The organism is Pseudothermotoga sp. (genome assembly GCF_031962025.1).
GTDB lineage: Bacteria > Thermotogota > Thermotogae > Thermotogales > DSM-5069 > Pseudothermotoga_B.
Map to the genome: position 1 here is coordinate 255,703 of NZ_JAVRKW010000002.1, position 13,212 is coordinate 268,914.

At 42.3% G+C, this 13,212-nt stretch carries 10 protein-coding genes; 2 read left to right on the plus strand and 8 right to left on the minus strand.

Features of this window, described 5'->3' with window-relative positions:
* Positions 1-4: 4 nt before the first annotated feature.
* The 7 genes from AC4E92_RS03110 to AC4E92_RS03140 are packed head-to-tail and all read right to left on the minus strand — an operon-like array spanning position 5 to position 9,860.
* The gene (locus AC4E92_RS03110) at positions 5-850 is read right to left on the minus strand and encodes a GNAT family N-acetyltransferase (protein WP_490239126.1); all 846 of its coding nucleotides are present in this window, start codon (positions 848-850) and stop codon (positions 5-7) included.
* Positions 851-865: 15 nt separating this feature from the next.
* The gene (gene fliS / locus AC4E92_RS03115; protein WP_490239127.1) at positions 866-1,276 is read right to left on the minus strand and encodes a flagellar export chaperone FliS; all 411 of its coding nucleotides are present in this window, start codon (positions 1,274-1,276) and stop codon (positions 866-868) included.
* Complete coding sequence (locus tag AC4E92_RS03120) at positions 1,273-1,854, minus strand: hypothetical protein (protein ID WP_490239128.1); 582 nt, start codon at positions 1,852-1,854, stop codon at positions 1,273-1,275. Before AC4E92_RS03120 ends, fliS begins: the two co-directional genes overlap by 4 nt.
* Positions 1,855-2,394 carry an NUDIX domain-containing protein gene (locus AC4E92_RS03125; RefSeq protein ID WP_490239129.1) on the minus strand — a complete coding sequence of 180 codons (540 nt, stop codon included), beginning with the start codon at positions 2,392-2,394 and terminating at the stop codon, positions 1,855-1,857. It lies immediately after the preceding gene.
* On the minus strand, positions 2,391-5,918 hold the full coding sequence (smc, locus tag AC4E92_RS03130) for a chromosome segregation protein SMC (RefSeq protein WP_490239130.1): 3,528 nt from the start codon (positions 5,916-5,918) through the stop codon (positions 2,391-2,393). Before smc ends, AC4E92_RS03125 begins: the two co-directional genes overlap by 4 nt.
* Positions 5,919-5,937: 19 nt before the next feature.
* The gene (gene nagA, locus AC4E92_RS03135; protein WP_490239131.1) at positions 5,938-7,065 is read right to left on the minus strand and encodes an N-acetylglucosamine-6-phosphate deacetylase; all 1,128 of its coding nucleotides are present in this window, start codon (positions 7,063-7,065) and stop codon (positions 5,938-5,940) included.
* Entirely contained in the window at positions 7,062-9,860 is a 2,799-nt protein-coding gene (locus AC4E92_RS03140) for an SLBB domain-containing protein (protein ID WP_490239132.1), read from the minus strand. The genes nagA and AC4E92_RS03140 overlap by 4 nt, the downstream gene beginning before the upstream one ends.
* Before the next feature lie 103 nt (positions 9,861-9,963).
* On the opposite strand from AC4E92_RS03140, the gene thrS reads away from it, so the two are divergent.
* Together thrS and AC4E92_RS03150 are read left to right on the plus strand one after the other, a co-directional pair.
* Entirely contained in the window at positions 9,964-11,889 is a 1,926-nt protein-coding gene (gene thrS / locus AC4E92_RS03145) for a threonine--tRNA ligase (RefSeq protein ID WP_490239133.1), read from the plus strand.
* 2 nt (positions 11,890-11,891) lie between these two features.
* Positions 11,892-12,758: an HD-GYP domain-containing protein gene (locus AC4E92_RS03150; protein ID WP_490239134.1), complete on the plus strand. Its 867-nt coding sequence runs from the start codon at positions 11,892-11,894 to the stop codon at positions 12,756-12,758.
* On the opposite strand, the gene AC4E92_RS03155 is transcribed toward AC4E92_RS03150, so the two are convergent.
* The gene (locus AC4E92_RS03155) at positions 12,741-13,211 is read right to left on the minus strand and encodes a hypothetical protein (protein ID WP_490239135.1); all 471 of its coding nucleotides are present in this window, start codon (positions 13,209-13,211) and stop codon (positions 12,741-12,743) included. The genes AC4E92_RS03150 and AC4E92_RS03155 overlap by 18 nt on opposite strands.
* Between the last annotated feature and the right edge of the window lies 1 nt (position 13,212).

Below are 13,212 nucleotides of genomic sequence, written 5' to 3' on the forward strand. Positions count from 1 at the left end.
CTCCTCAGTAAAGATGCAGAACCATCTCAAGTTGTGTCAGGACCGTTTGAAAACCAATTTTGATCGCAGCGCTGTACAAAGGATCGTCCTCAGGCACATTAGCAATTGAACAGATGTTTTTGTTTTCAACATCACAAACATAGCTGACAGCTTCGCTGAGCAGTGGAACATACGATTCTCTGTTCTTTACAGGTGCACAGTCAACTATGAAGGCGTTCTTCTCGGTCGAACCCCAGACAACATATCCCTGGTCCTTTAGCAGGTTTGTTCTTGCCATCTTGTACCTGCTGCTTGCCAGTAAAAGAGTGGCTGGTTCGCGTTGCCAGTTGAGATGTCTTGAAAGATTTATCATGGCTTCTACAGAAGCTTGATGAATCCATCTTGGATCGACTTTGAAGAAAGACACTTTTCTCACGGGTTCAGGATTTTCCTTTACCATCGTGAACAGTTTTCTTGTGGTTCTAAAGCCGTTTTTTTCATAGAATCTGATTGCCCTTGCCTCGGTCTCCAGAACCTCCAATACGACTGTCTCAGCCTTTCTCCATCTGAGTGCTTCAAGGGCGTGCTCCAGAATTCTGTATGCAAGCCCGCTTCCCCTTTCTTCTTTCACAACTCCCATGGAATCAATTCTTCCTCTGTTTTTTCTCAGACAGCACACGACAAACCCAACAGGTCTATCGTTTTTGAGAAACACGAAGGAATCGGTGAAAGAAATGGAATTTTCTCGAGCATCAAGGTTGAAGCTCAGAATATCCCAGTTAATTGGCACCGGATAATCGCTGAAAATTTCATTGACAAGATCGAGAAACCTTACAACAGGAAACTCCGCCAACAACTTGACGGATTCCATCCGACCACCACCTTATCAGATAGAGATATTAAGATGGTTATCTTTGTCCTGCTTTGGTGTGTTTGCGACAGATTTCATAGCTATTCTCCAGGCATCTAACAATTCCTCAAAATAACCCAGAACTTCGTCTATTTTTTGCATCTCTTTTTTCACAGATGCTTCTATCAGTGTTCTGTACATATAACTGTACAACGATCTCAACCCCTTGGCTATTTCTCCGCCTCTTTCAATATCAAGTGAGATGTTCAATTCAGTGACTATGTCCTGAACCCTTTTGATTTTCTCGTTTGTGGTGATAAAATCGTTTTTACTCAAAGCCTCTTTGGCATTTTTGAGAAGCTCTATGGCTTTTTCATACATCATCTCGATCAGTTTTGCCGGGCTGGCGGTTTTCACTGCATTTTCTATGTAGTAATCTTTCATCATTGTGAGTGCACCTCCCTGATTTTGGAAAGAACAACTTCAAAGAATTCCTGATAGAACTTCAAAACTATCGCAAGATCGTTTTCGACGGAGTTCGCTATTTCTGAAATGTCCTGCTTTTCCAGGGTGGCGAGAAATTTTTTCAATCTGAGCAGTATACCTGATGTGTCGATATCGGGTATTTCTATTATTCTGTAAACGCTCTGTCTGAGATTGTCCAAAGCCGAGATACTCTCCGATATGCTCTCTATGTCTTTGAAAGATTTTGGTTGGCCGGATCTGAGTGAGCGAGCGACGGATGGTAACAGTCCTGTGGCGGTTTTTATGTATTCGAGTATGCCCGGTAGAATTTCACTCAGGTATTCAATCGGTGTGGAAAATTCCATGATGATCTCTGTGTTTTCTTCGAGCAGAGAATCTCTCAATTCGGAAACCTTCTGGGTCGGAATTTGAACTTTATCGATTATCAAGGACTTCAGCACCTTATCCTTTGGAGATACTTCATCGTACAGTTTGCCAAAGGTCACAAAATCTTTTGCCTGAAAACTCATCTGCTTTCCGTTCAATATGACTGTAACCATTCAGATCACTCCTTTTTCTTTTGCCAGAAAGACTAAGGACAGAGTCTTTGCATCGACGATTTTTCCACTCAAGCACATATTCAAAACCTCGTCTGGTCTGAATATTTCTACCTTGAGCAACTCGTCCTGATCTAGATTCTGCTCGGTCTTTACGAGATTTTCAGCCACGTACAGGTGAATTTTTTCATTGGAAAAACCGGGTGTTGTGAAAATGTATCCCATATATTCAAGTTTTTGAGCCCTGTATCCTGTTTCTTCCTCAAGTTCTCTTAAAGCACATGCCTCTGGCAATTCGTTCTCATCGAGCTTGCCAGCGGGAACCTCAATAAGCTCTGCACCGACAGGGTACCTGAACTGCTTCACCAGAACAACGTTGCCATCTGCCAGGACTGGCAGCACAGCAACAGCACCTGGATGCATGACTACTTCACGTGTCGATCTGTACCCATTTTGTAAAAGAACCTCGTCAACTTTGACTGTCAAAATCCTGCCTTTGAAAATCTGCTGGCTCTTTAATACCTTTTCGGACAAAATTCTCACTCCTTGACAGCTATATTTTCTATCTCAACAGGTACGATATTTGACACACCGTCGATCATCGTGACTCCGTGCAATAGATCGGCAGATTCCATAACGACTTTGTTATGCGTTATTACTATGAACTGAGCCTTTTTCGAGCCGTCTTCCAGCAATCTTTTGAACCTTTCTGCGTTGAATTCATCCAAAGGAGCATCGATTTCGTCAAGAACATAAAACGGACTTGGTTTGACTTCGAGCAGTGCAAAGAGCAAAGCTATGCCGACAAGTGCCTTTTCTCCTCCAGAAAGTAACTGTAGCTTTTGGATTCTCCTTGAAGGCTTTTTGACACAGATCTCTATACCCGCTTCGAGAATATCTTTACCCGGCTCGATTTTTATTTCTCCTTCACCGCCTGCAAAGAGCAGTGAGATGAAGTAGTTGAATTTCGTGTTTACCTGTTCGTACACATCAAGCAGTCTGTTTCTCGCCTCTTCATCTGTTCGCCTGATCAGATCGTTTATTTTTTCTTTTGCTTCATTTAGATCATTTCTCTGAAGTACAAGATCGTTGTACTTATTTTCCACCTGGTTGTATTCATCTATTGCAAGTAAATCAACAGGACCGAGGTATTTTATCTTGTTCTGCAGGTCCTCCAGTTCGTTTTTCAGTGATTCCAGCTTCTCTTGATCGACTTCTTCTATTTGAAGGGCTGTTTGCTCTTCTATTTCAACAAGGATTTGCTCTATCCTGTTTTGAACTTCCTGAATAGACAGTTCAAGATGGTGCAGATATTCTCTTGATTTTTCACGTTCATCTTTGATCTGCTGCATCTTTTTTTCCAGTTCATCGAGCTGAGCCAGTTTTTGGTCTTTATCACTTCTCTGCATTCTCATCGTTTCAAAAAGATTTTCCGTTTCTTTCTTGACTGTTTCCAATTCCTGCTGGTTTTCAAGCAATATGTTTTTCAAGCGATCGATTTCTTTTTCGATTTCCTCTGACTGTGCTGAAAGCTGCATAGATTCCTCTTTTAGTTTTTGTTTCTGTTCTCTTAGTCTGGATAATTCAGACTCATAGTGTAATTTTCTCTCCATCAAATTGGTAACCTCGGCTTTCAGTTGCGAATATTGCGTCGAAATTTCTTCAAGCGTTTGTTTTTCGAAGGCTAACTGTTCATCAAAATTTCTCAGCTCGGATTCATAAGACGAAATTTTTCCAGAGAGCTCTTCGAGTTCTGAGAGGATTTTTTCCCGTCTAATCTGCATTCCTTCTGACTTGATCGTGTAATTTTTTTTCAACTGTTCCAAGGAGTTGATCTCTTTGCTGAGCTCTTCAACTGTTTTGCTAAGCTCTTCAATCATTCTCTTTGTTGAACTACCTTCGGCAATAACACTGGTGAGCTCTCTTTCAGCGAGTCTTTCCTGATTTGACAGGGTCTGAATTTCCTGGTCGATCTGGGAAAGTTTTTGCTGGTGCAGTTTTTCGAGAGAAGATAGTTCCAGTCTTTGATTTGCAATTTCATTGAGTCTCAATTTTCTCTTTACAAGTGAGTCTGTTCTTTCAACTTCAATTTCACCGCCTGTTATCGAACCGTGCTGTCCTATTATCTCACCATTCAAGGTTGCTATACGGCACCTGACTTTATAGCGCTTTTTTATGTCAACAGCATCGTCGAGTGTCTTGACTATGATATCGTTGCCGAAAAGATAGCCTGGAAGAGCCATGAATTGCTGGCTTACTCGCACGATCTGCGCCGCATATCCAATGAAACCCGCATGGCGCTCGATTTCTCTCATACCGCTGAAATGAGATTCTATCAGATCAAGCGGCAGAAAGGTAACACGCCCGACTTTCTGAGTGTTCAACCACTCAATGACCTTCTTGGCTGTATTGGCATTATCGACCACTACATGCTGTACGGCACCGCCAAGGAGCACTTCTATGGCTTTGGCGTACTCTGCCGGGAAGTTCACCAAGTTACCCACCACATCGTAAACACCATCCAATTCTCCTTGAGCTTTTTTTGCGAAAATAGCTCTAACAGATCTGGTGTAACCCTCGTAGGTTTGTATCCTGTATTTTATTTTTGATTCTTCCTCATCGAGATTTTTCATCACTCGCTTGATGTTGTCCAGCTGTTCCAAGGTCGACCTTTTTTCATTTGAAAGTTCTGAAAGCCTTTCTCTGATGGACTGTAACTCTTTTGCGAGTGAGGCTTCTCTGTCACCCGCTGTTTTCAATTTTTCCAGCAGAGCTGAGAGTTCCTCTTGAAGACCAGATAATCTTTTCATTTTGAGATCGAGCTGTGAGTCTACCATCGATATGCGTTTGGATAAATCCTCGAGTCCTTCCTCAATTCTGGAAAGTTCACTTTCCAGAGACAATTTTTCCTTATTTGCAAGATCGCTTTTTTCCTTCAACGCAAGCAGTTGCTTTTCTTTTTCTGAGTACCTTGAAACCAGTTCATTTCTCTTTTCTTCGACCTTCGTTAACTCATTCTCTTTGGCTCCAATTTCATCTATCAGCCCTTTAAAAATGAGGTTGAGTTCCTCACTTCTTTTGTCAATCGCCGCTATCTGTTCCTTGGCTGAATCAAGGCGGGTGGTCGTCTCAACGAATTTGGTTTCTCTTTCGTTCAGCCTTCTTGTGTACATTTCTCTGAGTTCCATCAGGGTGGTTTGACGCTTTTTGTAATCCTCCAACAGATTTGTGAAATTTTCGATCTCTCTGTCAACATTTGCAAACTCCTGTTTCAGAGTAGACCAGTTTGTTTCTATGTTCAGCAGTTGTTTTTGAAGGTCTTTGATCTTTTCCATGGTCTGGCTATGCTGGTTTTGAAGGTGGTTTAATCTTTTCTTCTCTTTTTTGAATACGTTTCCATAGTACAGTTTCTTTACCTGTTGAAGTCTTGATGAATACTCCTGGTAACGTTCGGCTCTTTTGGCTTTCAAATACAGCGATTTTCTCTGCCTGTCGTATTCATAGATCAAATCCTGCACACGCGACAGATTGGCATTCACAACCTCAAGTCTTGCCATCGATTCTTTCTTTTTCTCACGGTATAAAGCTGTTTCTGCTGCTTCTTCGAGTAACAGCCTCAGCTCCTCGGCAGAAGCATTCACAATTCTTTCGATCTGTCCCTGACCGGCTATGGAGTAGAATTCTTTACCAACACCTGTGCCGATGAATTTCTCGTGTATGTCTTTCAACCTGACGGTTTCACCGTTGAGCATGTACAAGTTCTTACCGTCATTTGTCAGCATTCGTGATACGATGATTTTTTCATTTTCATTTTCAAACACGATTTCGACATAAGCACTCGAAGCGGCGGGCATCGTACTTGATCCTGCAAAGATCACGTCGTATTTTTCATCTGCTCTGAGCTGTTTCATTGATTGCTCACCAAAGACCCATCTTATTGCATCGACTATATTCGACTTTCCTCCGCCATTTGGACCAACGATAGCTGTAATTCTGTCTGCGAAGTACAGCTTGGTTGGTCTGGCAAAAGACTTAAAGCCGTGCAGGGTCATGCTTGCGAGCTTCATACCCACCATCCCCCAGTTCTCACAGAGAATAGACCATCCTGCCACAGACAAAGGTTGCAATGACGTTCAGGTTCTCGTCCAATGCAACAATATCCGCGTTTTTTCCCGGTGTTATTTTGCCAGAGTTCAGATTGCTCGATCTTGCGGCTGACTGGGTAGCCATCTGTATGGCATCTTTTACAGGCACATCCAGTTTGAAAACCACATTCCTGACTGCCTCATCCAGCGTTAAGGTGCTTCCTGCAAGGCTCTGATCTTGCACGGTCCTTGCGATTTTATCCTTAACGACGACCGAAAGCCCGCCGAGCGAATACTCTCCATCCTCAAGGCCGGTTGCCGCCATTGAGTCTGTGATCAGCACACATTTAGCCGGACCTTTCGCATTTATGACCAGTTTCGTCGTGGCAGGGTGAAGATGAATCATATCGCAGATGATTTCGCAAAAAACCCTCCTGTCTGTGAGCACTGCACCGATTACACCCGGATCTCTGTGCGAAAAACTTCTCATCGCGTTAAAAACATGGGTTGCTCTCGTGCAGCCATTTTCTATTGCAATCATAGCCTGGTCGTATGTCGCATTTGTGTGCGCTATTGTTGTGACTATCTTTTTCTTTTTCAGAAAGTTCAAAACCTCTCTGGAACCTTCCAGCTCAGGTGCAATGGCGAAAACCTTTACAATATCTGCAAAGTTTTCGATGAAATGTGACAGTTCTTCAAGATCCGGTTTTTTCAAAAGATCTTCTCTGTGTGCGCCTTTTTTTTCGGGGTTTAAATATGGACCTTCGATGTAAAGCCCTGCTGCTTTTGCGCCGGATGGTCGTAGTTCGATGAATTTCTTCAATGTCCGTGCTACTTGTGATATCTTTTCAAATGTATCTGAAACGGTTGTGGCTAAAAAGGTTGTCACACCGTGTTTTGCATAAAAGAGTGATAATTTTTGAAAATCGTCGACTGATGCGTTCATGATATCTATTCCAACTGCACCGTGAGTGTGACTATCGATGAAACCCGGAGCGATCAGAGGAAAATACAGATCACAGTGTACCTTTGACTTTTTGATTTCTTCGACAAAGCCATTTTCTATTGTTAAACACATCTCTTGATAAACCTTCTGTGGTGTAAAAAGTTTTTTGAATCCTATTCTCATTTGATCAACCCCTGTACATCGTTTATCAATCCGATAACGCTGGTAATAATGGGTATTACATCGACGATATTCATCAATGGATTATCCGGCACAAAAATGACATCACCCGGCGAGACATTTGGATTGGATGTAGTCGGTCTTCCTTTCAGGGTGCCTGACAGATCACAGATCACCGGTTCACCTGTCGGTCCACCTTTGAACACGTACACCTTCGATGTTACAGCCCTTGGAGTGAATCCACCGCATTTCATTATCACATCAAGAACAGTTGAATACTGGTCTATCTTTACGACTCCAGGTCTTGAAACCTGCCCAAGGACATAGGCGATGTTCGCTTCAACAGGTGGTACATACACTACATCCCCCGCCTTTACTATTATGTTGTTGAGCATAAGCGGATTTGACATGTCGATTGATTTACTTTCATTTCCCCTTTTAAGTACAATCTGGTTGTACGATCCCCAGCCGCTTATTCCGCCAGCCAGTGATACAACTTCAAGCAGTGTCAGTTCCCTGTCTCCGACGTAGTAACCGCCCGGCTTGTTCACCATGCCAAGGACATAAACGTAGTTTCTGATGTCTTTTTCAAATATCAAAAACGCACCATCGACGAGTTCAAGATCTCTTTTGCCAAGCTGTACATCTTTCATCAACACGTTTGTCGCTTCACCAGTTGGAAGAATTATTTGAACATACTGCGTCTCAGAAATTATGTTCACCTTTCCCAGAACGCTTGATAGCTTGAACGCTTCGTTCTGTGAAAGTTCTATCTTTTGGTTTACCACGGCATCACCGAAGGCAAAAACGTAATGCGGTGTCTTCTCGGTTACGTATATGAAATCTCCATCTTTGAGAGTTAACTGAAGATCGTCTGATTCGACTTCTTTTGCGCTGAACAAGTGTCTTTCACCGGATGAATACACGATAACCTGATCTGATACAAATGATTGATCCGCGCCGGTTATCAATCCGCCGCATTTTGCTATCGCTTTTTTGAGCGTTGCATCTTCATTCACTTCGAACACGATTTGACCAGGTGCTCTTACCTTACCGAGTACAGTTACTCTGACTGGTTTTTTGAGAGTTATCTTGTAGATTTCACCTGAATTCAAAGGCATGTCACGATCAAACTGAACTGTCTGTTCCTGATTGTTTTCGATTTTTGTGATAGCTTCTATGTACGAAGTTTGAAGATTTACCTTTGACAGTGCTCTTGCAAGGGTGAATTCTTCATCGAGATTGAAGGTTACAAAACTTGAAAGGTCTCCAACAAAGTAGATGTACCTGCCCTGTTTTGGTTTGAAAACGACCGTACACTGATTTTCCAGGTCCGCGTCAACAACACAATTTATCACATCTTTGATATCATATTGCGCTATTTTTTGCTGTATCAACTGGATCGATTCAAATTGCCTGTAGTCGATCTGACCGATTTTCTTGATAACCGTTGAGAGCTTTTTTGGCTCATCAGGTTCAAAACTCATCTTTCCGCTCACTGCAAGATTGCCAACGACATACACGTAAAAATCCTCGTACTCTACCCTGACAAGATCTCCCGTCATCAAATCAAAATCTCTGTCTTTGAGATCTTTAGATGCAATTTCAAAAATCTGTGAACCTCGGTATACCTTTATCGTTCCACCTTTTTCAACCTTATCAGAGACGTAGCCACCTGCTTTGGGCAGCAGGATGCTCATTTTCATTTCTTCTTCTGGCTGAAAATCGATTCTGCCGGGATTTCTCACCTGACCTGTGACGTAGACAAATCTCTCTGGTTTTTTCAGCACATTTACGTAACTTCCAACTGATATGAAGATATCGTCGTTGGCTGTCAAAATCGCCGGTGTGTACTCTTTTTGAGAGCCATTTTGAGTAACTATGATTTTGTCGATGTATTTGACGTCATCTATCACTCCACCCGCTTTTGCTATCAGCCTTTTTAGGGTAACAGGCTCGTCTTTTAAAAATTCGTAAACGCCTGGTTTTGCCACAAATCCGACTATGTATGCGTATCTTTGATCGATCTTTGGCACATATATCTGATCAGATGGCTTGAGAACGACATCAGAAACCTTTCCGGTCAGAATTTCTTCCAGATTTATTTTTTGAACCGTTCCATTTCTTGTCAGATAAACATTTTGAGAATCCCCGACATCTGTCAAAATACCCCCACATAGGGAAATCGCTGCGGTCAAGGTGAGACCTTTTGTGTAAACAAGAGCCGATGGATTTCTAACAGCTCCAAGGACCTTGATATATCCAAGAAGGCTTTTCTGCGGTATGTAGATTATGTCATTTTCGTATACGGGAAGATCCACGTCCATTTTGCCTTCGTAAAATGAAGAAAAATCAATCAAAAAACTTTCCTTTCCGCGCGTTATTCTGATGTTCTCAAGATCTATTCTGTCGTTTTGTTCACCGATCATTGATATTATCTGGCTGAGCGTTGCTGGTTTTATACCTATATCTATTATTTTGTTCACAACACCATGTACATATACAAACCTCGGGGCATAAGACACCAGAGAGACACTCACTGCGGGATTTGGTATCAGTTTTCCTATTCGCTCTTTTGCGATCTTTTCAAGCTCATTGAGCGTCATGCCATCCACTTTTATTCTTCCCACTCCTGTGTAGGAAATGAATCCATCGCTGTCGACAGTACAGTCTCTGCTCATTTCCTGATAACCAAAGACTTCGATTCTGATTGTGTCACCGACTCTGAGTGTGTAGTCGGCGAAAACAAAGGTTGCCAGAAAAAGTAAGACTGCCCACAGGGTGATTTTTTTTGTCATTTGATCACCTCGTTTTCTTTTTTCATGATTTTCTTCTCTTTTTATAATAACACTCGGTTTGAAAATGTGGTAATATTTAAAAAAGCACTGTGGAGGTGATTTTGTGCCGTTCAAAGTGAAGATAAAGAACGATGGAGAATATGTTTTTCATCGGCCTGTACGTGTTTTTGAACTTTCAAAAGAGTTTTCTGGTACAATCATCGCCGCTCTTTTCAACGATCAATTGATCGATCTGAGATCGACAATCTGTGAAGATGGTGAAATCGAGTTCATCACAATCGACCATAAACTTGCCCCTGAGGTCTACAGACACACTCTTTCACATGTTATGGCGCAGGCGGTTATGAACATATACGGCAAGGATAATGTGAGACTTGGGATCGGACCGACCATTGAAAATGGGTTTTACTACGATTTTGAAATCCTCAACGGGAAGATAACAGAGGAAGATCTGCCAAAGATAGAAGAACAGATGAGAGAGATAGTGCAACAGGATTTGAAGATCGAGAGAATTGAAATGAGCAAAGACGAGGCAATTTCTCTTATGAAACAAAAGGGTCAGATATACAAAGTCGAACTCATACAGGACATTCAAGAAGATAGAGTTACTCTTTTTAAACAGGGAGAGTTCATAGATCTGTGCAGAGGCCCTCACCTGCCATCCACAGGGTTAGTTAAACATTTCAAGCTTCTTTCAATCTCCGGTGCGTACTGGAGAGGCGATGAAAAAAGACCGATGCTTCAGAGAATATACGGTACAGCCTTTGCAAGCAAAGAAGAACTCGAAAAATACCTGAATTTCCTTGAAGAGGCAAAGAAAAGGGATCACAGGAAACTCGGTCCTGCACTTGGTATTTTCTTCATTGACTTTGATGTTGCACCCGGAATGCCAATCTTTACACCCAATGGAGCGACAATTCTGCGCGAATTGATGGAATTTTCAAGACAACTCCATCGCGAATTCGGTTATGAAGAGGTCATGACTCCCCTTGTGATGAGTGAAAAGCTCTGGAGGATGTCCGGTCACTGGGACCACTACAAAGAGAATATGTATTTCACAACCAAGGAAGAACAGCAGTTTGCGATCAAACCGATGAACTGTCCCGGACATATTCTGATCTACAAAAATAGAACGGTTTCCTACAAAGACTTACCGCTGAGATTTTTTGAGTTTGGCAGGGTACACAGATATGAGAGAAGCGGTGTCTTGCACGGACTGTTCAGAGTGAGAAGTTTTACTCAGGACGATGCTCACATATTCTGCCGAACAGATCAGATAGAACAGGAGATAGCCGGTGTCATAAACTTTGTTCACAGGATTTATTCGCCTTTTGGGTTTGGATATTCAGCGGAACTCAGTACGATGCCCGAAAATCACATGGGAGATGTTCAGACATGGCAAAAAGCCACTGAAGCGCTCAAAAGTGCCATGGATTCAGTTGGACTTATGTACACCATCAAAGAAGGAGAAGGTGCTTTTTACGGTCCGAAGATAGACTTTCACATCAAAGATTCGATAGGTCGCACATGGCAGTGTGCAACTATCCAGCTTGATTTTCTGATGCCTCAGAGGTTTGAGCTCGTTTACACAGATGTCAATGGAAATTATTGTCAACCGGTTATGATACACAGGGCAATCTACGGTAGCCTTGAGAGATTTCTGGGTATATTGATCGAGCATTATGCCGGTGCGTTCCCAACCTGGCTGGCACCGATTCAGGTTAAGGTTATACCGATTGCCGACAGGCATCATTCGTATGCTCAGGATATCAAAAACACTCTGGTTCAGAACGGTATCAGAGCAGAGGTTGATCTCAGGCGTGAAACACTTGGTTACAAAATAAGAGATGCTCAGTCCATGAAGATCCCTTATATGTTCATTGTTGGTGATAAAGAACAAACGACAAAGACCGTGTCTGTGAGAACCAGAAAAGGGAATGAACTTTCCTCAAGATCTGTTGAGTCTGTTATTGATGTAATACTCAAGGAAATAAAAACACGTTCGTTGAAAAATTTAATGGAGGAATAAAATTGACGGTTAAGATCATCGGCAAAATTGATGATAAGATAGTGGATTTTTTCAAAAAGATGGAGCAGGTTGAAGATAGTGATTCTGCATGCCTCATCTTAACTGATTCTTCTGAACAGTTAGGACCGCTTCAAATGGTATTCAAAAACAATACCGCGGAGCTGTACGATCAGGGTAAACTCGTCGCGAGATTTGAGCAGGCAGAAGAAAATTACCAGGCTATCTGGGTTTTTGCAAAAACATACGTGGATAAAGATGACTTCAAATCTGGATTGACCAGCACAAAGTGGGCACGCAAGGTTGTGAGCGGAATACTGCAAGCCATGGTGGTACTCATGGAGATAGAAGACAAAAGTGGATTTAGCCATTCGCAGAGGGTTACAAAACTGGCACAGAAGATGGGAGTGGAACTTGGTTTTTCTCAAAAGGAACAGTCACTTTTGGTCGAAGCGAGCATGCTGCACGACGTTGGAAAGATAGGCATCGAACAATTGATGATGTTCACTCCAACAAGGATAAGATTTCTTGAAGATATGCCAAGAGATCACACGATCATGGGTTCTATATACCTATCCACGATCGAGTTTCTCTGGGATCTGGTGCCGGCAGTCAGGTCTCATCACGAAAGATGGGATGGCAAGGGTTATCCAGATGGTTTGAAAGGTGAAGAAATACCTCTTTTTGCCAGAATAATAGCCATCTGTGATTATTACGATGAACTCACTCATTTTGTAACCTCAGAATGGGGTATCGGTCCCAAGAAAAAAGATGAAGCTTTGAAAATGATACAGGAACAGAGTGGAAAGATGTTCGATCCAAAGTTAGTGGAACTTTTTATCAAAACAATGGAGTTACATGAGGACATCTAAGAATATTCCAAGCGGTATCAAAAGGTTTTTCACTAACTGCATTGGCATATTCATCATCATTTTCAACAGGGCAAGTTGTTCCTGTAGTTTTTGTTTTTCTTCTTCATCTGTTGTTGAATTGAGTTTGGCTTCCAGTTTTTGAATCTGGTTTTGTATTTGATTTTTGTAATCACTCTGATAGGTTTTCTCAGACGGGTAATATATCCAGGCAGTGGTTTTACCGGCTATTGCAGCAATGAAAGAGCCGCGTTTTCTCAGATCGAGGGTTATTCCACCCTGGATGATCACCCCGCCATTTCTTTCAGCTTCTCTTTTAAAGGCAAGCCAGTTGCTTATTTCCTGTGAGAGCACGCGCAGGATACTTCGGCTTGCCGGTGCCGAGTTTGGTAAACCGGGCTCACCAGGATCGAGTTTGTACCCCAAAACCGGATTTGACAAACCCTCAACTGCCATA